The 23,060-nt window shown below is 59.8% G+C and carries 16 protein-coding genes; 2 read left to right on the top strand and 14 right to left on the bottom strand.

What is annotated here, in order from left to right; genetic code table 11:
• Window positions 1-2: 2 nt before the first annotated feature.
• The 10 genes from POS17_RS13395 to POS17_RS13350 all read right to left on the bottom strand — a co-directional run bounded on the left by POS17_RS13395 (window position 3) and on the right by POS17_RS13350 (window position 14,324).
• A complete protein-coding gene (locus POS17_RS13395; RefSeq protein WP_060838998.1) occupies window positions 3-2,102 on the bottom strand; it encodes an acetate--CoA ligase family protein in 2,100 nt (699 codons plus the stop codon).
• 21 nt (window positions 2,103-2,123) lie between these two features.
• Window positions 2,124-3,284 (bottom strand): acyl-CoA dehydrogenase family protein, encoded by a 1,161-nt coding sequence (locus POS17_RS13390; RefSeq protein ID WP_060838997.1) that lies wholly within the window; start codon window positions 3,282-3,284, stop codon window positions 2,124-2,126.
• A 217-nt stretch (window positions 3,285-3,501) separates the two neighbouring features.
• Window positions 3,502-4,293 carry an enoyl-CoA hydratase/isomerase family protein gene (locus tag POS17_RS13385; RefSeq protein ID WP_060838996.1) on the bottom strand — a complete coding sequence of 264 codons (792 nt, stop codon included), beginning with the start codon at window positions 4,291-4,293 and terminating at the stop codon, window positions 3,502-3,504.
• 1,348 nt (window positions 4,294-5,641) lie between these two features.
• Window positions 5,642-7,045, bottom strand: a complete 1,404-nt coding sequence (locus tag POS17_RS13380; RefSeq protein WP_060838995.1) for an amino acid permease — start codon at window positions 7,043-7,045, stop codon at window positions 5,642-5,644.
• Between the two features lie 208 nt (window positions 7,046-7,253).
• Window positions 7,254-9,509, bottom strand: coding sequence for a hybrid sensor histidine kinase/response regulator (locus POS17_RS13375; protein ID WP_060838994.1), 2,256 nt, complete (start codon window positions 9,507-9,509; stop codon window positions 7,254-7,256).
• A complete protein-coding gene (locus tag POS17_RS13370; RefSeq protein ID WP_060838993.1) occupies window positions 9,506-10,303 on the bottom strand; it encodes a substrate-binding periplasmic protein in 798 nt (265 codons plus the stop codon). The genes POS17_RS13375 and POS17_RS13370 overlap by 4 nt, the downstream gene beginning before the upstream one ends.
• A 1-nt stretch (window position 10,304) precedes the next feature.
• On the bottom strand, window positions 10,305-11,021 hold the full coding sequence (locus tag POS17_RS13365; RefSeq protein WP_060838992.1) for a response regulator: 717 nt from the start codon (window positions 11,019-11,021) through the stop codon (window positions 10,305-10,307).
• An 82-nt stretch (window positions 11,022-11,103) separates the two neighbouring features.
• A complete protein-coding gene (locus tag POS17_RS13360) occupies window positions 11,104-11,742 on the bottom strand; it encodes a TetR family transcriptional regulator C-terminal domain-containing protein (protein ID WP_060838991.1) in 639 nt (212 codons plus the stop codon).
• 638 nt (window positions 11,743-12,380) lie between these two features.
• On the bottom strand, window positions 12,381-13,175 hold the full coding sequence (locus POS17_RS13355; RefSeq protein ID WP_060838990.1) for a class II aldolase/adducin family protein: 795 nt from the start codon (window positions 13,173-13,175) through the stop codon (window positions 12,381-12,383).
• An 87-nt stretch (window positions 13,176-13,262) separates the two neighbouring features.
• Entirely contained in the window at window positions 13,263-14,324 is a 1,062-nt protein-coding gene (locus POS17_RS13350; protein WP_060838989.1) for an ABC transporter substrate-binding protein, read from the bottom strand.
• Window positions 14,325-14,539: 215 nt separating this feature from the next.
• Between POS17_RS13350 and POS17_RS13345 the strand changes: the two genes are divergently transcribed.
• Both POS17_RS13345 and POS17_RS13340 read left to right on the top strand, forming a co-directional pair.
• Complete coding sequence (locus POS17_RS13345; protein ID WP_060838988.1) at window positions 14,540-16,492, top strand: oxidoreductase; 1,953 nt, start codon at window positions 14,540-14,542, stop codon at window positions 16,490-16,492.
• A 73-nt stretch (window positions 16,493-16,565) separates the two neighbouring features.
• Complete coding sequence (locus tag POS17_RS13340) at window positions 16,566-17,177, top strand: cupin domain-containing protein (RefSeq protein ID WP_060838987.1); 612 nt, start codon at window positions 16,566-16,568, stop codon at window positions 17,175-17,177.
• Window positions 17,178-17,344: 167 nt separating this feature from the next.
• On the opposite strand, the gene POS17_RS32050 is transcribed toward POS17_RS13340, so the two are convergent.
• The 4 genes from POS17_RS32050 to POS17_RS13330 form a co-directional block, all read right to left on the bottom strand.
• On the bottom strand, window positions 17,345-17,509 hold the full coding sequence (locus tag POS17_RS32050; protein ID WP_159426421.1) for a hypothetical protein: 165 nt from the start codon (window positions 17,507-17,509) through the stop codon (window positions 17,345-17,347).
• A 295-nt stretch (window positions 17,510-17,804) separates the two neighbouring features.
• Entirely contained in the window at window positions 17,805-19,748 is a 1,944-nt protein-coding gene (locus tag POS17_RS31710) for a DUF2357 domain-containing protein (RefSeq protein ID WP_148654957.1), read from the bottom strand.
• 11 nt (window positions 19,749-19,759) lie between these two features.
• Entirely contained in the window at window positions 19,760-22,357 is a 2,598-nt protein-coding gene (locus POS17_RS31705; RefSeq protein ID WP_148654956.1) for a hypothetical protein, read from the bottom strand.
• 297 nt (window positions 22,358-22,654) lie between these two features.
• Window positions 22,655-22,942, bottom strand: coding sequence for a DUF3077 domain-containing protein (locus POS17_RS13330; RefSeq protein ID WP_060838985.1), 288 nt, complete (start codon window positions 22,940-22,942; stop codon window positions 22,655-22,657).
• Between the last annotated feature and the right edge of the window lie 118 nt (window positions 22,943-23,060).

The raw sequence follows: 23,060 nt of genomic DNA, 5'->3' as shown, positions 1-23,060 counted from the left end.
CCTCAAGCCTGGCCAAGGCGAATCAACGCATCGACCGCGACGGTGCCCTGGGCACCGACCAACAATGGGTTCACATCCAGTTCCAGCAGTTGCCCGGCGTGTTCGCAGGCGTAGTCCGCCACCGCGCCGATGGCCGCCACCAGGGCATCGAGATCGGCCAGCGGGCGACCGCGAAAGCCTTGCAGCAAGGCGGCGCTGCGCAGGCTGAGCACGGCCTGGCGGATCGCCCCTTCGGTGGTGGGCAGCAGCAGGCTGCGGCTGTCCTTGAGCAATTCCACCAGCACCCCGCCAGCACCGATCACCAGGGCCAGGCCGAAGTCGTTCTCGCGCTTGATGCCAACAATCAGCTCCGCCAGGGGCGGCGCGGCCATGGGCTCCAGCAGCACCCGCTCAAAGGCCACGCCCGGCGCATGCTCGGCCACCCGCGTGCGCATCAGGCGCAGGGCTGCGCCCAGGGCTTCAGGATCCTTGAGATTGAGGGCCACCGCCCCGGCCTCGGTCTTGTGCGGCAACTGCGCGCTGACCGCCTTGAGCACCAGCGGATAACCGACCGCAGCCGCCGCGCTCAGGGCCTGCTCAGGGCTGCTCAGCACCCCGTCCGGGATGCTCAGGCCGAAGCCGCGCAAGGCCTGCTTGGACTGCCACTCGTCCAGCAGCACCCCGGCACCGGGCAGGGCCTGCGGGCACAGCGGCACCAGGGCCGATTCACCCAGGGCCAGCAACGCTGGACGCCGCTGTTGATAGGCGACGATCCGGCCCCAGGCCGCCAGGCCGTCCTCCACCCCTTGCAAGGCGGGAATGCCATGGGCATGCAGACGCTCGCGGGCGCTGGCCGGCAGCAGCTCGGGAAAGGCCGAGGTGACAAAACCGCGCTGGCCGTGGCGTTGCAGCGCGGCGCAGAACAGCTCCAGCAGCAGGTCGCATTCCTTGCGCTCGCCGGTGAACTCGGCCGGGTAATCCAGCACCAGCATGGCGCTGTCGGCCTCGGTACGCAGGGCCGTGTCGAGCATGGCTTGCAAGGCCTGGGCGTCGCCCCAGATGGCGGTGGTGAAATCCAGCGGGTTGACCAGATTGGCGTAACCCGGCAGCACCCGGGCCAGCTCGGCGCATTGCCCGGCCGCAAGCTTGGGCAGCTGCAGGCCGTTGCGTTCGGCGTAGTCGGCGATCAGCCCGGCATCGCCCCCGGAACAGGCCAGGGCCATCAGCTGCGGCCCGGCCGGCAACTGCCCGCAGGAGGCGGCCTTCAAGGTCTCGACAAAACTCACCGGGCCGCTGACCCGGATCACCCCCAGGCGCTGGAACAGTGCGTCGTACAGCGCGTCCGATCCCGACAGCGAACTGGTGTGACTCAAGGCCAGCTCGGCGCCGATCTGCGACACCCCGGTCTTCAGGGCGATGATCGGAATGCCCTTCTCCAGGGCCTTGTGCGCCGCCCGGGCAAACCCTGGCACATTCTTCAGGCCTTCCAGGTGCAGGCCGATGGCGGTGACCCGGGGTTCGTCCAGCAGCACGTCCATCAGCTCGGCAATGCCCAGCTGCGCCTGATTGCCCACCGAGGCCATGTAGGCCACCGGCAGCGAGCGGTCGCTCATGGACAGGTTGTAGGCAAAGTTGCCGCTCTGGGTCAGCACCGCCACGCCCCGCTCCACCGGCTTGCCACCATGGGCCACCGGCCACAGCGCGGCGCTGTGCAGGTAGTCCAGCAGGCCGTAGCAGTTGGGGCCCAGCAGCGCCATGTCGCCGGCGGCCGCAAGCAGTTGCCGTTGCAGGGCCTGGCCCTGGGCGCCGGTTTCGGCAAAGCCCGAGGCGTAGCAGATCGCCCCGCCCGCGCCCTTGGCCGCCAGTTCCTCGACGCAAGTCAGGGTCAGCTCACGGTTGGTGGCGACGAACACCGCGTCCGGGCCGCAGGGCAGTTGGTCGATGCTGGCCACGCAGGGCACGCCATCGAGCTCGGCATGTTGCGGGTTGACCAGCCACATGGGCCCGGCAAACCCGCCTTCGGCGCAGCGCTTGAGGGCCCGGGCCATGCTGCGCCCGCCGACAAAGGCCAGATGCCGGGGCGCCAGCAGGCGCTTGAGGTTGTCACGAAGAGTCTGGGACATGACGGCAGTTCTCCAGGGCGCTCAGCGCATCAGCGGCCGCAGCAGTTCACGGGAAATGATGTGGCGCTGGATCTCCGACGTGCCTTCCCAGATGCGCTCGATCCGCGCGTTGCGCCAGATGCGTTCCACCGGGCCTTCGTCCATCAAACCCATGCCGCCGTAGATCTGCACCGCCTCGTCGGCCACCCGGCCCAGCACTTCACTGGCGAACAGCTTGGCCATCCCGGCCTCGCCGTCGGTCATGCTGCCCTGGTCCATCTTCCACGCGGTGTGCAGGGTCAGCAGCTCAGCGGCGCGGATCTGCGTGGCCATGTCCGCCAGCTTGAACGACACCCCCTGGTAACTGCCGATGGCCTGGCCGAACTGCTTGCGATCCGCCGCCCATTGCAGGGAGGCGTCCAGGGCGCGCTGCGCCTGCCCGACGCAGTTGGCCGCCACCATCACCCGCCCGGCGGTGAGCCAGGCGTTGGCCACTTCCCAGCCCTTGCCCACCTCCCCCAGCACCTTGTTGGCCGGCACCCGGCAGTCGTCGAAGAACATCTCGAAGGTGTGGTAGCCCCGGTTGCTCACGCACTTGGGGCCACGGCGGATGGTCAGGCCCGGGGTGTCGCGGTCCACCAGGAACGCGGTCACCGCGTTGCGCTGGCGGCCGTTGTGCTCATAGGTGCCGGTGACCGCAAAGACAATGGCGAAATCCGCATGCCCGGCGTGGCTGATGAAGTGCTTGCTGCCGTTGAGCACGAAGTCGCCGCCATCGCGCACGGCGCGGGTCTTGATCGCATTGGCATCGGAACCGGCGCCGGGCTCGGTCAGCGCAAAGCAGTCAACCTTGCGCCCCTGCACGCAGGGCAGCAGGTAATCGCCGATCTGCGAGCCGGTACAGGCCATGAGGATTTTCGACGGCCGGGCAACGAACACATGCAAGGCCCAGGAACACTTGGCCAGCTCGCGCTCGATCAGCGCCTGGGACAGGTAATCCAGGCCACCGCCGCCCACCTCCTCCGGCATGTTGAAGGCATAGAAACCGGCGGCGATGGCCTTGCTGCGGATCTCCCCGGCGAGGTCGGCGCTGACCTCATCGGCGCGGTCCACCGCCTCTTCGTGGGGCAGCAACTCCTTGCTGACAAAACTGCGAACCGCGTCCACCAGCATTTCTTGTTCTTGGCTGAGTTGGAAATTCATGGCGCTACCTGTGAGTGAGTGACGGTGCAAAAAACCAGTGATCGGGCAGGACGGCCTGCCGAAAAACTCCTTCCCGTAGGAGCCGGCCTGCTGGCGAACAGGCCCTTGAATAAGGCGCTGTTCTTGCGGGCGCCTTCGCCGGCAAGCCGGCTCCTACAAAATGGGCGCATGGCCCTGGGGCCCTTTCGCCGGCAAACGGAGCGCCGCCCGGCCGCTCCTACATGCCCTGGAAACGTGGCGGGCGTTTTTCCGTGGCGGCGCGCAGGGCTTCGGCGCCATCGGCACTGCGCCCGCACAGCAGGCCGGCGGCCAGCTCGGCCGCCAACTGCTGCGGCAAGCTGCGCTCGGCTCCCTGGCGGATCAGCTTCTTGGTCTGGGCAAAGGCAAAGGTCGGGCCTGCCGCCAAGCGCGCCGCCAACTCGCCGACGTTGCCGATCAGTTGCTCGTCGGCGCACACCTCACCGACCAACCCGGCGGCCAGGGCCCGTTCGGCGCTCCACAACTCATCGAGAAACAGCAGGCGCTTGGCCTGTTCACTGCCGATCAGGCGCGGCAAGTGCCAGCTGGCCCCGGCATCCGGCGAGTAGGCCATGCTGGTGTAGCCGGCCTTGAACCGCGCCGACTGCGCCGCCACCCGCAGATCGCAGCACAGACTCAAGTCCATGCCCGCGCCCACCGCAGTGCCGTTGATGGCGGCGACGGTGGGTTTGTCCAGGCTGTGCAGGCGGGTCATCAAGGCGTGGGCGGTTTCGGTCCAGCCGTAGCTTTCCAGGGCGCCGCGGGCTTCGGCTTCGGCCCACTCCGCCAGATCGGCCCCGGCGCAGAAACTGCGGCCGCTGCCGGTGAGTACCACGGCTCGGACGCTGGGGTCGCTGTTGCAGGTGTCCAGCAGGCTGTGCAGCGCTTTGAGGGTCGGGATGTCCAGGGCGTTGCGTTGCGCCGGGCGGTTGAGGGTGATCCAGGCTACGCCGGCTTCGATCCGGCTGAGCAGCGACGATGAAAGGGTCATGGGCGTCCTCGAATTATTGTGGTTGGCGTGAGGGGGTGGCTTGAGGGTGATACTAAACGAGTGTTCAACAAGGCGGCAATTGGGGGGCTTGAGGGGAGTTTTGGTCGATTTTTTGAAGTATCCCTTTGTTTTTATTAGGTAAAAATCTGGGCACTGGGGGTTGTTGCGTGGGGGTTGTTACAACTTCGAACAAGCCTCGACAAAAGTGCGAGCGGGGAGTTTTTTGTGGTGAGGGAGCTTGCTCCCGCTCGGGTGGGTGGCGGCCGTAAACCTGAGGGGGCGGTCTGATTGGTGGGCATATCCGTTGCTGCGGGTGCGGCGGCTTATGGTTTCGCTTTTACAGCGGGGGTTGGGTACATATCCGTTCCTGCGGGTGCGGCCGCTTACGGTTCCGCTCTTACAGCGGCTCACTTTTGAAGAGCGCAAAAGTAAGCAAAACGCTCTGCCCCTCCACTCGGTGCCTCGCTTAGGCTCGGCATGCCCTCACTCCGGCATTGATCCGTGGGCCGCCGCCACCGGCCATCCATGGCCGGGTGGCGGCTAACCCGGCATCCCTGCCGGGTTACCCACGGATCAATGCCTGCGTTCGGCCATCGTGTTTAAGGGGGCAGGAAGATCAAAAACCAGATCAAGATCAACATCTGACGGCGGCCTACCGGCCGACCTGTTTCATTGCCGTTCGCGTTACATGTAGCCGCTGCCGCAGGCTGCGACCGGCTCCGCAGGAGACGCTAAACCTGCCTCCCCAATGTTCCTGAACCACCGCGCCGCCTGGTTTTGCGAGCGCGAGCGCTCGTTCGCAGCCTGCGGCAGCGGCTACAGGGAACCGGCCTGCGCACCTTGGCTTTAGCTTTGGCTTTGGCTTTGGCTTTTGATCTTCCGGCCCCTTCCCAGCAGGCCGAGCGTAGGCGTTGCGTAGGGGGCAGCTCGGCAGGGATGCCGAGCTAGCCGCCGCCCGGCCATGGATGGCCGGTTGGCGGCGGGCCCCCGGAGCAATGCCGGAGAGAGGGAACCCCGAGCCCCAGCGAGGGGCCGTATGGAGGGGCAAGCGTTTTTGCTTACTTTTTTGGCGTTTGAAAAAAGTAAGTCGCCGTAAGGGCGAAACCCTAAGTGGCCGTAACCGCAGCAACGGATATGTACACAGCCCACCGCTGTAAGAGCGAAACCCTAAGCAGCCATAACCGCAGCAACGGATATGCCCCCCCACTCCCCGCCATAAAAGCAAAACCACCAGCGGCCACACCCGCAGGAATGGATATGTACCCCGCCTCTCTAGCCGCAAAGGCCAGCAAAGGCGTCCGCCCAGGCGCCGCATGTCTCCCGCCCCCCTTCGCCGGCAAGCCGGCTCCTACACGGCGGCGGCAGGTTGCAGTTGGCGTTTACGCTGCATCAGGTAATAAGCGCCATAGCACAGAGCAATAAACCCCGACCCCCAATACAACGACGGCCGCTGGGTTTCATCCAGCGCCAAAAACACAAACAACGAGCTGCACAGCACGATGCACAACAACGGCACCAGCGGAAACCAGGGCGCGCGGTACTTGAGCTGCTCCAGTTGCCCCCCATCACGCAGGAACTGGCGACGAAAGCGGTACTGGGCCAGGGCAATCACGATCCAGGTCACAGTGCCAGCCATGCCGCTCACGGCCATCAGCACCATGAACAGGGTGTCGGCTGCGATAAAGCTGGTCATCAGCGAGATCAGGGCAAAGCACAGAGTGATGAACAGGGCCCGCAGGGGCACCCCCTGTTTGCTCAGGGGCGACAGGGCCTTGGGCGCCATGCCGGATTTGGACATGGCCCAGAGGATGCGCGTCGAGGCATACAACCCGGAGTTGCCCACCGAAAGAATCGCCGTGAGGATCACGAAGTTCATCAGGTCGGCGGCATAGGGAATGCCCACCATGTCGAACACCTGGACGAAGGGGCTTTCCACCAGCCCGGCCTGCTGCCAGGGAATGATCGCCGCCAGCACCATCACTGCCAGGACGTAGAAGATCAGCACCCGGAACACCACGTTGCGCACGGCCCGCGGGATGCTTTTTTCCGGCTGGTCGGTTTCCCCGGCGGCCACGCCCATGATCTCGCAGCCCTGGAAGGCGTAGACCACGGTCATCATCACCGCGAACACCGCCGGCAGGCCGTTGGGGAACAGGGAGTCGCCCTTGAGGTTGTCGAACATCGGCGCCGGGGCGCCGCTGGGCAGGTCGATGACGCCGAAGATCACCAGCGCGCCGACCACAATGAAGCTCAGGATCGCCAGCACCTTGACCCCGGCAAACCAGTATTCGGCCTCGCCAAAGGCGCGGGTGGCCAGGGCGTTGATGCCGAACAGCAAGGCCACGAACAGCGCCGACCAGTACCAGATCGGCACGTCGGGGAACCAGCGCTGCATCAGCATGCCGGCGGCGGTGAACTCCAGGCCCACGGTGGTGGCCCAGCTCATCCAGTAGACCCAGCCGATCATGAAGCCGGTGGCCGGGCCGATGTATTTGGTGGCGTGGGCCTGGAACGAACCGGACACCGGCATCTGCACCGACAGCTCGCCGAGGCAGACCATCACCAGGTACATCAGGAACCCGGCCACCAGATACGAGAGGATCGCCCCCCAGGGCCCGCCCTGGTTGATGGTGACCCCGGAGCCCATGAACAGCCCGGTGCCGATCACCCCGCCCAGGGACAGCATGAAAATGTGCCGGCTCTTCAGCGAGCGCGTCAGGTGTATGCCTTTACGTTCAGTGGTGGTTGTCATGGCGCACCTCAGCAGTCAGTGAGGCGCAGGGCGCGGGTCGAGGGGGTGCAGCGGGAGGCGGAAGCAGCTTGCAGGCGTTTCATTATTATTATCTCCAATAAGCTTCGAAGACCGCGGCGGGCGCGGCTCAAGCGATTATTGGAAAGCCATGTAAGTTCGGATTGAACGCCAGGATCGAAGATGTAAAAAGTCGTAAGGATTTTGTACGTCAGGCCGCCAACAGCTGTTGCAGCAAGGCCCGGGACTGCTGCCAGGACGCTTGCAAATCTGCCGCCAGGGCCGCCAGCGTCGGGCGATCGGCCTGCTCTGCCGCAGCTTCCAGCTGGCGCAATACCTGGGCCAGGGCGCAGAAGCCCAGGGAGTCGGCGCTGCCCGCCAGGCGATGGGCCAGGTGCAGGACTTCGGTGCAGTCTTCGGCGGCCAGGGCGTCGGCCAGCCGTGGTCGTTGCTGATCCAGGGCATCGGCCAGGACCTGGAGCAGGCTGTGCAATTTCTGCTCGCCCAGCAGGCTGCGATGGGTGTCCAGCACGCCCTGATCGAGCAAGCCTTGCCGGGTGTCGGCCGGCGGCACCTGGACCTGCCCGGCCAGCACCTGCCGCAGGCTGGCCAGCTGCAACGGCTTGCCGAGAATGCCCTGCATGCCGGCGTGCAGATAACCGCGCACCAGGGACGGCTGCACGCTGGCGGTGAGGGCGAAGATTCGCGCCTGCCGATTGGGCCCGGGGCGGCGGCGGATTTCCCGACACAGCTCGACCCCACTGATGCCGGGCAGGTGCACATCCAGCAGCAACAGGTCGAAGGCTTGCTGCCGGCACAGGGTCAGGGCCGCCTCGCCGTCTTGCGCCAGCCACACCTGATGGCCGTCACGCTCGAGCAGGCCGCTGGCCACTTCGCGGTTCAGGGCCACGTCCTCCACCACCAGGATGTTCAAAGCCTGCATCGGCAACTCAAGCGCGGGTACCAACAAGGGTTCCTGGCCGATGCCCAACGCCAGCTCGAACCAGAAACAACTGCCCTGCCCCAGCTCGCTGTCCACACCGATGCGCCCGTCCAGTTGCTGCAGCAGGTGCTTGCAGATGGCCAATCCCAGGCCGGTGCCGCCATAGCGCCGGGTCACCTCGTCACTGGCCTGGACGAAACGCTCGAAGATCTTCTCGCGCATCGACGCGGCAATGCCGATGCCGTTGTCGCGCACGCAGCAGCGCAGGCGCTGGCCCTCGGCGCTGCTGTGCAGCACCTGCACCTCGACCCGCACCCAGCCGTCTTCGGTAAAGCGAATGGCGTTGGCCAGCAGGTTGCTCAGCACCTGGCGCAGGTACTGCTCGGCGCCCTGCTGACGCGGCGCCAGTTGTTCGTCGATGTGCAATTCCAGGCGGGTGCGGTTGGCCTCGGCACGGGGCTGCAACAGGGTGGTGACTTCTTCCAGCAACTGACGCAGGGAGAAGTCCCGCAGTTCCGGGCGGCTTTCGCCCTCTTCCAACCGGGCAAAGGACAGCACTTGGTTGAGGATGCTCAGCAGGCCCTCCCCGGCCTGGTGCAAGGCCTGCAAGCGCTGGCGGTCCTGCTGATCCAAAGGCGCCTGACGCAGCAGTTCGGCCATGCCGAGGATGCCGTTCAACGGGGTGCGCAGTTCATGGCTCATGGTCGCCAGAAAGCGCGACTTGGCCAGGTTCGCGGCTTCGGCCTCGTCCTTGGCGTGCATCAGGCTGGCGGTGCGGCGCTGGACCATTTTCTGCAATTCGTCGCGCTTGTCCTGCAAGGCCAATCGGTCGGCTTCGCGGCGCTGCACATCGTCGAGCACTGCCCGGCGCATGTCGTCCAGGGCCCGGGCCACGGTGTCGATCTCGTCGCCGCCGGGGCGCTGGCGCTTGTCCAGGTGCAGGGGCTCATGCAGCTCGCCGGCCGCCACGCGCCGGGCGAAGTCGGCCATCACTTGCAGGTGCCGGGTCACCAGCCGGTAGAACAAACCGGACAAGGCCACCGCCAGCCCGCAGAGAAACACGCTCATCCACAACAGGCTGGCCAGCCCGGTGGCGTACAGGCGCCGGTACACCGCCCCCAGATCGGTGCTGACCTGCAATTCGCCCAACTGGCGCAAGGGCCCGGACGGCGGTTGATAGCTCAAGGGAAAACGCTCCACCCGCAACGGCCCGATCAGCTCGGTGCTGCCCTGCTGCAAGTCGAAATCGTTGCTGATCAGGTGCACCCGGGCCACGTCGGAAAAGTCCACCAGCCCCTGCAACTGCACGGTCAGTTGCTCCTGGTTGAGGTCCCACAAGTTGCGTTCCAGGCTGCCCAGGTAACCGGCGCGGATCAGCTCCATGCGGCTGTCGATCTCGCGCATTTCCCGGCGGTATTCGAAGTACAGCTGCACGCTGCTGGCGAGCACGGTGAAGCACAGGCTGAACAGCAAAATAAACAGCAGCAGGCGGCGCAACAGGCCGGCGGAACGCAGCCGGATCATGGCGCCGTTCCCCGTTGCGCCTTGAGCATGGCGCGGTAGTCGTCCTGGCTTTGCGCCAGCCAGCGCTGCACCGCGCCGCTGTCCACCTGCTGCTGCAACCGCGCGTCGATCTCGGCCATGCGCGGCGCCAGGGGCGAATGGCGCGACACCGCCAGGCGCAGGTAGTCGACGCTCACCGCCTGGGGCAAGGCGACTATGTCCTCGGCCCCCGGCAGTTGCTCGATAAACAGCTGCCCGGTGCGCCGTTCATGGGGGATGAAATCGATGCGCTGGCGGATCAGCTTGCCGAAGTTCTGCTGGCTACTGGAGACCCATTCGATGTTGCCGTGCTGCACCACTTCGCGGTCGAAATCCTGGCCGTAGCTCTCGCCGAACAGCAGGCCGCCGCGATAGGCGCGCAAGTCCTGCAAGTGGTTGAAACGCGGGAGCTGGCGGCGGTTGACGAACAGCGCGACTTCTTCGCGCAGCACCGGCACCTGGGAAAACAGCAGGTCCTGCTGGCGCTGGCTGGTGCTGTAGGCCAGCACCACATCCACCCGGCCGGCGGCGGCGTCCAGCAGGCAGCGCTTCCAGTTGCCCAGCACCACCACCTGCACCTGATACCCCAGGTCCCCCAGCACCTGACGCACCAGGGTCGGCGCCAGCCCGCGCACCTGCTGGCCGTCGCTCCAGGAAATCGGCGGGTACACCGGGTAGTCGCAATAGCGCAGCACGGGTTGGGGTTCAGCGAACGTCGGGCCGGCCAGCAGGATCAAGCACAGGCTCAGGCACAGGTTCAGTGCGCGACGCAGCAATTCAGGCGGCCACGCTGGCGGTGAACAGGTAACCGGCACCGTGGATGGTGATGATCAGCTCCGGCTCGGCCGGGTCGTCGTGCAGCTTGCGCCGCAGGCGGCCCACCAGCACGTCGATGGAACGGTCGCTGGGCACCCATTCGCGGTTGCGGATCTGGTCCATCAACTGGTCGCGGCTCAGGGTGTGGCCGCTGTTGCGCAGGAACACGCTGAGCAACTGGTACTCGCCGTGGGTCAGCAGGGTTTCGCCGCCGCGCGGGTCGATCAGCCGACGGCGGTCGGTGTCCAGGGCCCAGTCGGCGAACTGCTTGACCGGACTCGGGCAGCCGGCCTGGGGCTGGGACTGGCGCGCATGGCGTACCCGGCGCACCAGGTTCTTGGCTCGCGACACCAGCTCGCGGGGGTTGAGGGGTTTGATCACGTAGTCGTCGGCGCCGCATTCCAGGCCGACGATGCGGTCGATGTCGTCGTTGCGCCCGGTGATCAGGATGATCCCCACTTCCGAACGCACCCGCAGTTCCCGGGTCAGGGTCAGGCCGTCCTTGCCCGGCAGACGGATGTCCAGCATCAGCAGGTCCACCGTGTGCTGGCCGAGAAAGCTCTCCGCCTGCTCCGCGGTGGCGGCGCAATGCACGTCGTAGCCTTCCTGAGAGAGATAAGCCTGAAGCAGTTCGCGAATCAGCGGATCGTCGTCGACGATCAAAACCCGAGGAGTCATCGCCTGTTTCCTGATTATTTTTATTGGAAAAGGAACCCTGTGCGCAGCAGCCTAGCCATTACTGAACAACCGATCAACAGCCCTATGTCGGCCTGACGAAACCGCGCCCCCGGCTGGCCAGCAGCCCCTCGACCCAGGCTTCGCAGATCTGCACGCCCTGCTGCGGGCTGAAGGTCCCGGGGTTGAGCCCGGACTCCAGCCACAGGCCGTCGAGCAAGGCGCTGAGGCTGATGGCCGCCAGGTCGGCGTCGAAGCGTTCCCAGCCCTGCTCCCCGGCCAGCCGGGTCAGCAGGCTGGCCAGCTCGTTGCGGTACTCGCCGTAGGAATGTTCATGGGCCAGATTGATCGCCTCGGCGGTCTTCACCGCGCCCCAGAACGCCAGCCAGGCGTCCAGCAGCTTCGGGTCCAGCAGTTCGGCGCAGAACGAGGCGCGAAAGAACGCCGACAACCGCTCCCGGGGATCGGGGGCGGCCTGCTCCATGGCCTCGCGCAGCAGGTTCATGACCCGCCCAGTGACCGCCCGATAGGCCTGGGCCACCAACTCGTCCTTGCCGGCGTAGTGGTGACTGATCAGCCCCACCGACACCCCGGCCTCGGCGGAAATCTTGCGGATCGACGCGCCCTGAAAACCGTGGCGCTTGAGGCACGTCAGGGTCGCCTCGATCAGCTCGGCCTTGCGCAGGTCGGGTTCCAGACGGGAAAAGCGCGCTTCCTGGCTCATGGGGCGGGTTCCTTGGACAGTGGCGGGAAATTGAAACTGAACGACTGTACAACAGGCCTTTCGTGGCGATCCAGCGTTTGTGTGACCGCCCAAGCCGCATCGCTTCCTGTAGCCGCTGCCGCAGGCTGCGCACGGCCCGTAGGGACGCAACGATCTTGAAGACGACACAGGTTCGGCTGGAGATCGTCAAGCAAGGCCCTGCGGGCCTTTTCGCAGCTTCGCCAAGGCTCAGCAGCGGCTACACATGACAAAGCCGGGAGCACCGTGACAAAGACAACAAACGGCGCGGTCCCTGTAGCCGCTGCCGCAAGCTGCGCACGGCCCGCAGGGACGCAACGATCGTGAAGACGACACAAGTTCGGCTGGCGATCGCCAAGCAAGGCCCTGCGGGCCTTTTCGCAGCTTCGCCATGGCTCAGCAGCGGCTACACATGACAAAGCCGGGAGCACCGTGACAAACACAACAAACGGCGCGGTCCCTGTAGCCGCTGCCGCAGGCTGCGCACGGCCCGCAGGGACGCAACGATCTTGAAGACGACACAAGTTCGGCTGGCGATCGCCAAGCAAGGCCCTGCGGGCCTTTTCGCAGCTTCGCCAGGGCTCAGCAGCGGCTACAGGTAGATACAAACCCAGGTGTGGTCAGGCGCGGTAGTCGGGGGCGATACGCTCCAGCAGGCGCAGCAACGCTGCCCAGGCCAGTTGCATGGCGTCCGGGTCGTTGAGTTCGCCTTCCTGCAGTGGCCGGCCCGGGTCGTTGAATTGGCGTTCGGTGTGGGCGCAGACCGCGTCCGGCGGCAGGACGATCTCCCCCGCCGCCTGGGCCGCCAGCTGGATCTCGCAGGCTTTCTCCAGGTAGTACATGCGCAAAAACGCCTGGCTTACGGTTTCGCCCACGGTGAGCAGGCCATGGTTGCGCAGCATCAGCACGCTCTTGTCGCCCAGATCAGCCACCAGTCGTTGCTGTTCGCCCAGGTCCAGGGCTACGCCTTCGTAGTCGTGGTAGGCCACGCGGCCATAGAACTCCATGGAGATCTGGTTCACCGGCAGCAAGCCGCATTTGAGCGCCGCCACCGCGCAACCGGCCTTGGTGTGGGTGTGCAGCACGCATTGGGCGTCTTCGCGGGCGCCGTGAATGGCGCTGTGAATCACGAAACCCGCCGGGTTCACCGGGTACGGCGACGGCTCCACCGCCTCGCCATTGAGGTCGATCTTCACCAGGTTGGAGGCGGTGATTTCCTCGAACATCAGGCCGTAGGGGTTGATCAGAAAGTGATGCTCGGGCCCGGGCAGGCGCACCGAAATGTGGGTGAAGATCAGGTCGGTCATGCGAAAGTGCGCGATCAGCCGGTAGCAGGCCGCCAGCTCTTGCCGCAGGCGCTGTTCGGTGGCGCTGCGCTCGGCGTTGGCGTGGGGGCTGGGAGCGATATTGTTCATTGTTGGAGTCCTCCAGGCGGGTGGGTGGGGCAATCTGGGCGGGCAAACAATAGGACCGGACGCCCGCAGGCGTCCAGCCCGGTGCGCTTACTTGCTGGCCCAGGCGTTGAAGCGCTCTTCCAGCTCTTCGCCATGATCGACCCAGAACTCCACGTTCATTGCCAGGGCGTCCTTGAGGTTCTGTTCCGAGGTCGGCACCCACTGCGCCAGGGCCGGGTCGAGCTTGGCCGCGGCCAGGGTGTTGGTCGGGCCATAGGGGATCTGCTTGACGTAGTCGACCTGGACCTCGGGGCGGTTGGCGAAGGCAATGAAACGCTTGGCCTGATCCACGTGTTTCGAGCCCTTGATGATCGCCCAGTAGTCCATGCCGTACAGGCTGCCGGGCCAGACCACCGCCAGCGGCGCGCCGGCCTGGGCGGCCACGGCGATGCGGCCGCTGTAGGTGGAGGTCATCACCACATCACCGGCGGCCAGCCACTGCCCCGGCTGGGCCCCGGCTTCCCACCACTGGATGTAGGGCTTGAGTTCGGTCAGCTTGGCGAAGGCCCGCTCCACCCCTTGCGGCGTGGCCAGGACCTGGTACACGTCCTCGACCTTGACCCCGTCGGCCATCAGCGCGAACTCCAGGTTGTACACCGCGCGCTTGCGCAGGCCGCGCTTGCCGGGGAACTGCTTGACGTCCCAGAAATCCGCCCAGGACGCCGGGGCCTTGGCCAGCTTGTTGCGGTCGTAGGCGATGGCCACGCTCCACACCAGCACCGCCGAACCGCAGGGCTGGGCGGCGTCGGCAATCAACTGCTCGGCACGGCCCAGGGCCTTCCAGTCCAGGGGCTCGTACATGCCCTCCTCGCAGCCGCGCATCAGGTCCGGGCCTTCGATCTGCACCAGGTCCCAATCGACGTTGCCGGTGTCGACCATGACCTTGATCCGGGCCATTTCGCCGTTGTATTCGCTCTGGATCAGCTTGCTGCCATCGGCCTTGCTGAAGGGTTGGAACAACGCCACGTCCTGGGCTTTTTGTCCGGCTCCGCCGTACGCCACGACCACCATGTCGGGGGCTGCCTGGGCAGTGCCCTGGCCCAGGGACAAACCCAGGGCCAGGCTCAGAGCCAGGAAAGAACAACCGTGCTTGCGGGTGAGCGCTTTCATCTGTGAATCCTCGTCGCGGTGCCACACCGGCAGGCGCCGGCACGGCCCTTTTTTATTGTTGTGAGGTTCGCGCCAAAAGCGGGCGCAAACCAAAGCTACGGCAAGCCTTAGTAAAAAAACAAGTTGATTTTTTACTGGCGGTAAATTTTGATAGGTCAACAATAACAACGCCAAGGCTGTGCTCCCCTGCCCTTGGCCCGCCTGGAGTCACCGCAATGACCAGCGCCTTCCCGCACCTGTTCGCACCCTTGCAGATCCGTGGCAAACGCCTGAAGAACCGCATCATGTCCAGCGGCCACGACACCTCGATGCCCACCGACAACCTGGTCAACGAACAGCTGATTGCCTACCACCGCGCCCGGGCCGAAGGCGGCGTCGGCCTGATCGTGCTGCAGGTGGCCGGGGTCCACGACAGCGCGCGCTACACCAGCCACGTGCTGATGGCCACCGACGACGCCTGCATCGACGGCTACCGACGCCTGGCGGAAACCTGCCACGCCCACGGCACCGTGGTGCTGTCGCAGATCTTCCACCCGGGGCGGGAAATCATGGAGTCCGCCGACGGCCTGCTGGCGGTGGCCTACGCCCCTTCGGCGGTGCCCAACGAACGCTTCCGGGTCATGCCCCGGGCCCTGGACCAGGCCATGATCGACGAGATCATCCAGGGCTACGCCGACGCCGCCCGGCGCCTGCATCAGGCCGGCCTGGACGGCGTGGAACTGGTGGCCAGCCACGGCTACCTGCCGGCGCAGTTCATCAACCCGCGGGTCAACCGCCGCACCGACGGCTACAACGGCGAGCTGGAACAGCGCCTGCGCTTTATCCGGGAAATCCTCGACGCCATGCGCGCCAGCACCGATGCCGAGTTCATCATCGGCCTGCGCATTTCCGCCGACGAACGCGACCCCGAAGGCCTCACCGAAGACGAATCCCTGGCCGCCGTGCAATTGCTGCAAGGGCAACTGGACTACGTGCACATCGTCGCTGGCACCTCCGCCTCCCTCGGCGGCGCGGTGCACATAGTCCCCCCCATGGCGGTGGAAGCGGCTTATCTGGCCCGGGAAGCCGGCACCTTCAAGGCCGGGCTGTCGATACCGCTGTTCGTCACCGGACGCATCAACCAGCCCCAGGAAGCCGAGGCCATCATCGCCAAGGGCCAGGCCGATGTGTGCGGCATGACCCGCGCGCTGATCTGCGACCCGCAGATGCCCAACAAGAGCGAGCGCGGCCACAGCGATGACGTGCGCGCCTGCATCGCCTGCAACCAGGCGTGCATCGGCCACTTCCACAAGGGCCTGCCGATCTCCTGCATCCAGCACCCGGAAACCGGCCGCGAACTGCTCTACGGCCAGCCCAAGCCCAGCGCCCGCGGCAAACGCATCCTGGTGGTGGGCGGCGGCCCGGCCGGGATGAAAGCCGCTGCGGTGGCCGCGCAACGCGGCCACCGCGTCACCCTCTACGAAGCCAGCGCGCAACTGGGCGGCCAGATCCAACTGGCGCAACTGCTGCCCCGGCGCAGCGAATTCGGCGGCGCCAGCACCAACCTGCAACGGGAAATGCAACTGGCCGGTGTCGAAGTGGTGCGCAACACCCGAGTCGACCGCGCCCTGATCGAGCGCGAAAACCCCGACCACGTGATCATCGCCACCGGCGCCCAACCCTACTGGCCGAACTTCGAACGCGGCGGCGAGCTGCAAGTGGTGGACGCCTGGCAAGTACTGCGCGATGAAGTGCAACTGGGCCGCAGCGTGGTGGTGGCCGACTGGCGCTGCGACTGGATCGGCCCCGGCATCGCCGAGCGCCTGGTGCGCGCCGGGCACCAGGTGCAACTGGCGGTCAACGGCACCCACTGCGGCGAAAGCCTGCCGCTGTACGTGCGCGACCAGATGGCCGGCGAACTGCACAAACTGGCGATCCCCATCATTCCCTACGCCCGCCTCTACGGCTGCGACGACAGCACCGTCTACCTGCAACACACCGCCAGCGGCGAACCCATGCTGCTGGAGAACGTCGACAGCCTGGTGCTGTGCCAAGGCCACCAATCCGTGGACGACCTCGGCCAACAACTCAAAGGCCTGGTGCCCTTCCAACGCATCGGCGACTGCCTGGCACCGCGCACCGTGGAAGAAGCCATCCATGAAGGCTTGAAAGTCGCCTGGGCGCTTTGAGGCTGCTTTATACTCCAGGGCTTTTGCAGGACGGGTGCCCGGACGCGCCCGCCTTCCAGGCCTGGAGCCCGCCATGAATCAAAGCAGCAAGACGCCGCCCGAGCCCGGCAGCGACAACCAAGCCCCTGGCGGCCCACAGTTTCTTGGCACCCGCATCCGCGGCCTGCGCAAACGCCGCGGCCTGACCCTGAGTGAACTGGCCCAGCAGAGCGAACTCACCGCCGGCTACATCAGCCAACTGGAACGCAACCTCGCCTACCCCTCCATCCCCGCCCTGTTCAACATCGCCCGCAGCCTGGGCGTGACCATCCAATGGTTCTTCGCCAGCGAAACCCAGACCGCGCCCGAGGATCAGGGCTATGTCGTGCGCAAGAAACAGCGGCTGCAGGTGAATTATGAAAACGGGATTATTGATCAGCTGTTGACCCCGCAACCGACCCGGCAGCTGGAGTTTTTGCACTCACGCTTTCCGCCGGGGACGTACAGCAAGGAGAGTTACAGCCATGAGGGCGAGGAAGCCGGGTATGTGCTGTCGGGGAGCTTTGAGCTGTGGGTGGGGGAACGGTATTTTCAGTTGAGTGAGGGGGATAGCTTTAGTTTCTCCAGCCAGGAACCGCATAAGTATGGGAATCCTGGGGAGGAGGATGCGGTGGTGTTGTGGGTGATTACGCCGCCGACGTTTTGAGGGAGCGACTGAGCGGAAGCGCAATGCACCGCTCTTTCGTTTACTGAAAACTAGCTGTCACGGACTGGGAAGTAGAACTGCTGCCGCAACCACTCGCTGAACTGGGCCTCGGTCAGTGGAGCGGGTTGCTCGCCCATTTCATTCCAGACGCAGTTAATCATGTGTTCTCAGTCTCGGGCGACTTCCATGAGTGGCGCTGCTGCTCCCCAGAAGCGTCCGGCCTCCAGCGTTGCCCTGACTCGACCGTTTAGTTCAGCGAGGGTGGTGGCGCCTCCCAGGTAACGCCGCCCGGCTTCTAGCAATTTTCTGAATTTGGTGATTTCAACATCCATGCTTGCTTCCTTAAACAGTGCTTAGTTAAAAAGCATTTGGATTGGCGTAGAGGATGTCTGCTCTTCTGCTGCCACTTCAGCCAGTGGGCTAGCATGTTCGTGCGCATTACTGAATTTTGCTTCCGGCTAAAAGACGCCCCTTATGACAACACATTGCGCAACACTCGCAACTGCACACAATAGATCACCCTAGGAGACACATCAGATGATATATGTGAAAAGTAGCGCGATCACATCACACCGTAGACAGTAAACAGCCAGAGCCTGTTAGATCTGACTGTTTAATTGTGCTCGATCACGCCACAATGGATAGCTTTATCTTCTCCTTTTCGCTAACGCTTTGCATACTTGTAACCAACTCCAGCACCTTATTGATATTTTTGTGAAAGTCTGACGTATGTAGTTCAGCTGTCATAAAGTCCAAAGAGCTTACGAGCAGTGCAGGAACTACAGGCGAACCTCCGTGAATTGAATAGTTTTCCGAGTGAAAGTGCCGCGTTCTCTCTTGAGTGTCGCTAGTTGGATTGATAATGACTAGTGCTACAGTTTGCTGATGCCCGGTAACCTTATCATGTATGCCGTGAACATATTTCATTGTCAAAGCTGGAAGATGATCTAAAAATGCTTTTTCATTCCCTGTATATTTAGCATCAATAATTATTGACAACGTTTTACGACCGGGCGCTTCTACTTGAATCACTAAGTCTGGACTACGGCGTGCATGAGGCCCTGTAGTTCCTCGCTTACCAATACTGAAATCAACAAGCGGCTCCGAACGGTATTTAAATTTTTGGAGTTTAGATCCAGTCCACGCCTCACTGTTTATCAGTTGCGCACTTGACGAATTATGATGACCGTGAGTCCAATAAGACGGTTCATAAAGCAAATTTATCGTTAGCTCACGGAAAGCATAGCTAAACTTCGAAATATTATCCGTGATCTCGTTGATCGCACTACGAGTGCTATCTTCAATTGAAATAAAATGCTCTATTTTTTCTCTAACAACAAACAAGCAATAATACTCAAACAACTTAGGCACTGAAGTAATAGAAAGCAACTCATCATTCACATCCCAGCTTGGTTTTCCAAAGCGCATAAATTCAATCATGCGCACAAATATCTCTCTGTAAGCAGGATTGGATTTCGCCTTTGGTGTAAGTTGTGGGACCCCAAGATAAAGTACACTGACAGGTATCAGCTTTTTTAATTTTGCCAGTATCGCGCCTAAGCGGAGATCAAGATCTGAACAACGTTGAATTTTGTTTTTGTTTATTATTGCAGAGTATTTATTGATTTGAGTAAAAAAGGATGCATAACCTTTCGGCGGCTCTTTATCTTGAACATGCTTTCGTGATTTCATTGAATCGAGAATAGCTTTCACTGCTCGCTTTAATAAAACCACATATCCATGCACGACTCTATTCTCATAGCAGTCACTACTAGTAGTTACGTATGTTTCTAGAATCTTATTAGCATTAAAGTGAACATCATCAATCTCAAAGAAAGACGAGAGCTGGTCATCTGTTTGATAGACTTCACTGGTATTGTCGTTAATCCAACAAATTGTCGAATCATCAGGGACTGAGTGTTCGTTTGGAACGACTAGGCGAGTTTGCGCTCTAGATTTTACGATCGGACTCTTAAATAGAGCTCTTGTAACTCGTTCCAGGTCTTTAGTGCTTTTCTCTATTCTATCTAAGTACTGGCTATCTGAACGACCTTCATCGCCTATAAAGCCGGCCCTAAGCCGAGTTACACGGAACACGCTCGCAATAAGATTGGAATCTTGCGAACTAAGAAAACTGATCATAGCGTCGACGCGCGATGCATTCTCATTCTTTGCAAGAACCTCGATTTCTTGATACTCAATGAGTTCCTTACTACCTGAAGGTACAATTGATGAATATTCAGATATAGGATGCGATATTTCAAAGTCTTCAATAAGAAGATCTAATGAAGCAAGGCCATAGTAGTTTTGAAAAAAGCAATGGTGTCTATATTCACCTAAGCCTGGCGACCACTCATATATCCAGCTCTCACCTTCTTGCCTTCGACCTGTAGCGTACATTTGTATTTCATGGAGAACTAGCTTAACTCTAGCTTCCCGATCAAGAGTCGCTGTAAACTTTATGACGTCATCTTCACGTATTTGGGGCCGTGAAGTAGCTTCGTCTGAAGCTATGTTCAATATCGCCTGTTCACCCTTTCGGGTACCAGACAGGAATTCAAGTTTAAGCACGATCAAGACCCTCAGAAAAATGAGTATGATTCTGTCAGCTCATCGCCTTGCTCGATAATATTTCCGAGAAGATTACGTGATATTTCATAATTGTAATCCCCTAGCTTCTGATGAAGCTGAACCAACTTATCTCTATAGCCTTTTCCGTACCCATTTATTATTGGGAGTATGTGCTGCGCAATGGCAAAGTCCATGGCTTGGTACCTTTGAAACAGCAGCTCATTCGCAGTTTTACAATATTTATGAATCGATTGAATTTTTCGTGGGCTTATATGTATCGGCGCTGTTCGATTGTGCCCAGACGAAAGCGTTGTGATTATAGATTTTAAGTTATTGTCTTCAGCATCACTTAAAGCAAATGTAATGTCATTTGGATTGAAAGCTTTGTGAAGAGAGCTGTACGGTACTGAGCCAGCAAATAACGATTCAAATTCATTAGCAGTTGGCAGAGAGAACTGGCAGTGAGTTAGAGATATCACTGGCGCTCTATCAAGCAATCTTGGTGACAAACGCTCAGTAGTTTCATCACTATTAATTGTAGCGATGAAACGCAAGCTCTTCGGTATCGTTAAGTACTGATGTTCCGAGCCTTGAATTCCCAAATTTATTCTATTGTCGCTATTGTTGAAGGTATCACTTAATGTTAGGAAATCGCTCCAGTAATGTTCAATGCTAGACAGATTAGCTTCATCAAGCAGCACCATATTCAGGAGATCGTTAGATAACTCGCCACTCTCAACTTCTGCTGCACGCATGAACTCATACAATCCAGAGCGCGAAGGCTGGTATATGTTTTTTAAACCGTTCCAGAACCCGATCAAATCTCGGTTAGACACCCATCCTTTTCCGACAGGGATGTTGAGAAATCTATTTAATTGTTCGGAGTCAGAGTTATCTGGATTGATCAGCCCCATATGCTTTGCCAATCTAGTGACTGTAGATGTCTTACCCGTTCCAGGAGGACCAGCCAGAACAGTTAAAAACGATTGCATAACAGTTATAACAAGATTACCAACTTCGTCAAAATTAAACTGCCGACCATCATCACCTTCAAGGTGCTTTTTGAGGCATTCGATATAGTCTCCCCGAGCATTATCATCTAATTCTTTTGCCGCTATCTTGGGAAAATATGGTTTTATTTTCGGATTATAAGTGGTTTTTTGCCCACTTAGAATTTGACTGATAGTTTTGTGCTCTAACATTACTATACTTAAGTCAGGAGACGAAAGCTTTGCCATCTGTCTTTCGACTAACTTTTCGAGATCATAATTTGTGCGCTCAAGTTCGGATATTTGTTTCTTTCTATCCTCCAGAGTGAATTGAATATGTTGTATTTCTTTTGGCAACTTTAATGTTTCGGTGAGCTGGGAAAACTCTAACTTTATTGCATCCACCCCACTCTGCAAATCCTCCTTGAATTTTTCTAATTGGCGTATTTCTTCTTTTAGCTCCTCCTGCCCCTTCAATGAGTCCTCTTTAATTTGAGCAGCTGTTTTTTTCTTGATTTCTTCAATTTCCTGCTCCGAAATCCTTCTTTGATTTAGTACTTTGTTCTCTTCTAGCTTTAACTCCTGTTTTCTTTGCTCAATCTCAGAAGAAAGCTTTGAAAGCTCAAGATCATTCCTTTCTTTTTGTTCCTCCAGCCTCTTCCTTAGCTCTTCAGCCTTATCCTTTAAGAGGATATCTCTATTTTGCCTAACAAAATTTTCTAGAAACTCTCTCCCATTTTGTGTGTTATTTAAATAGCCATCAATAACTTCAAGACCGACACCCTCGGAGCTAAGGTAACTATCTAGAATTTCTTTGAGGCGATTAAGCCTGTCGTTATTTTCAACTGCTTTATTAGTCTTCTTGTAAGCTTCTACTGCAGCTTTCAGCTTGCCTGCCTCTGTTCTGGAGAGACTATTTTTATCATTTTTTCCAAAACCATTCTTTGTATAATAAGTTATAAGACCCGAATCTGAAATATAGTCTTGCACATCGTGCTCAACATGCTTTGCACGCTCAAGTGAAGATAGGTAGCTCCGTGTAACTCCATTTAGTTTTGTAGTTATTATCAATCCGCTTGAAGACAAGTCACCTTCTGTAAACTGTGCAATGTTATGTGTTTGCAATGAGAGTGGTGTGTTAGTGAGTACTGGTGAGACACTCCATGCGGAACCATTGTGTTGCGCGGTAAATGGGCCACTTATAAATCCTCCGTTCCGGATCATAAAGTGTGTATTGTTAAGCCCGGAATTCGGAATTGACTCTACTGAGCCCGTGCTTATATCAGGCATCACCATGTCAATAATAGGCAGATATGAACTTTTCTCAAGCGGCCTAATCAAGTTACTAAATGATATATATCTCTGCTTACTTGTTGTGGTTTTCCAATCATCTTTATCTGTCTCACTCCACGCAGTTATTACAAATAACTCATCTTCCCTGTAGCTGTCGTCAATCTTTGCCTGATATTCATCTGCAATGAAAATTTTATTTCCATTTTCGAACTCTTCTGAATACACCTCTCTAGGAGGTTTCCCATCCTCTTCAATTATTAGCGGTATAACTACTCCAGTATTACCTTGAAAATGAGAGTGGGATTTTACTGCAATTAATCTAGACATATACATCCTGTATTTTTGTTTATATTTCTTACTTCTGGGTACTTATATCTCGTGTAGCATCAGATCACAGCCATAGAGATACCAAAAAGCCATCACGCGATTTGCTCATCTTACTTCCCTTGTGCCGAAAGGGGAATCCGGGTCAGGTAGGGGTGAGGAGGTAATCTCTTGAGTCTGTGAACGACTTAGGTTCGCAGATTGCGAATGACTTCTATTAGCCCCTCTAGTCATAAAAACGCCGCTTATCAATCAGCAATAAGCAGCGCTCCTAGTCACCTCGTACCATATTGACTTAACTCAGCCCCCTATCTCACTCCCACCTCCCCCCAATCCCAACCCCACATCATCAATCACCGCCTTCCCCATCTCCGCCAAAAAATACGCAGCCCACGCATACCGCTCCCCCTGTTCTTCCATAGCTGCATCCAGTGCAAGTTTCTTGGCGTAGTACAACAGCGTCGAAGCCTGCTCCAGCGCCTGCTGCAAAGGCACATCCGCATTGACGCGAAACAACGTTAGTTCAGGATCGGCGCATTGGCCAAAGGTGACAAAACCTTGGGTTTTGATGGAGTTTGAATGGCTCACCGTGCACCTCCCGCCAAGGTCTGGCAGCAGAGGTTTTTGAGCGGAGGAAGGCGAAAGGAACGGCAGCAAACTTCACACAGATTACCGGCAGACATGATTGAAACTCCCTGATCAACAA

Origin of the sequence: Pseudomonas sp. Os17 (assembly GCF_001547895.1) — a bacterium.
Taxonomy (GTDB): Bacteria; Pseudomonadota; Gammaproteobacteria; order Pseudomonadales; family Pseudomonadaceae; genus Aquipseudomonas.
This window is presented reverse-complemented; position numbering and strand designations above follow the sequence as displayed.

Bases quoted from the DNA above. Each gene is read 5' to 3' on its own strand.
- POS17_RS13385 (WP_060838996.1), bottom strand. From the start codon at position 4,293: ATGACCCTTTCATCGTCGCTGCTCAGCCGGATCGAAGCCGGCGTAGCC.
- POS17_RS13395 (WP_060838998.1), bottom strand. From the start codon at position 2,102: ATGTCCCAGACTCTTCGTGACAACCTCAAGCGCCTGCTGGCGCCCCGG.
- POS17_RS31705 (WP_148654956.1), bottom strand. From the start codon at position 22,357: ATGTCTAGATTAATTGCAGTAAAATCCCACTCTCATTTTCAAGGTAAT.
- POS17_RS13380 (WP_060838995.1), bottom strand. From the start codon at position 7,045: ATGACAACCACCACTGAACGTAAAGGCATACACCTGACGCGCTCGCTG.
- POS17_RS13340 (WP_060838987.1), top strand. From the start codon at position 16,566: ATGAATCAAAGCAGCAAGACGCCGCCCGAGCCCGGCAGCGACAACCAA.
- POS17_RS13390 (WP_060838997.1), bottom strand. From the start codon at position 3,284: ATGAATTTCCAACTCAGCCAAGAACAAGAAATGCTGGTGGACGCGGTT.
- POS17_RS13365 (WP_060838992.1), bottom strand. From the start codon at position 11,021: ATGACTCCTCGGGTTTTGATCGTCGACGACGATCCGCTGATTCGCGAA.
- POS17_RS13355 (WP_060838990.1), bottom strand. From the start codon at position 13,175: ATGAACAATATCGCTCCCAGCCCCCACGCCAACGCCGAGCGCAGCGCC.
- POS17_RS13350 (WP_060838989.1), bottom strand. From the start codon at position 14,324: ATGAAAGCGCTCACCCGCAAGCACGGTTGTTCTTTCCTGGCTCTGAGC.
- POS17_RS32050 (WP_159426421.1), bottom strand. From the start codon at position 17,509: ATGGATGTTGAAATCACCAAATTCAGAAAATTGCTAGAAGCCGGGCGG.
- POS17_RS13345 (WP_060838988.1), top strand. From the start codon at position 14,540: ATGACCAGCGCCTTCCCGCACCTGTTCGCACCCTTGCAGATCCGTGGC.
- POS17_RS13360 (WP_060838991.1), bottom strand. From the start codon at position 11,742: ATGAGCCAGGAAGCGCGCTTTTCCCGTCTGGAACCCGACCTGCGCAAG.
- POS17_RS13375 (WP_060838994.1), bottom strand. From the start codon at position 9,509: ATGATCCGGCTGCGTTCCGCCGGCCTGTTGCGCCGCCTGCTGCTGTTT.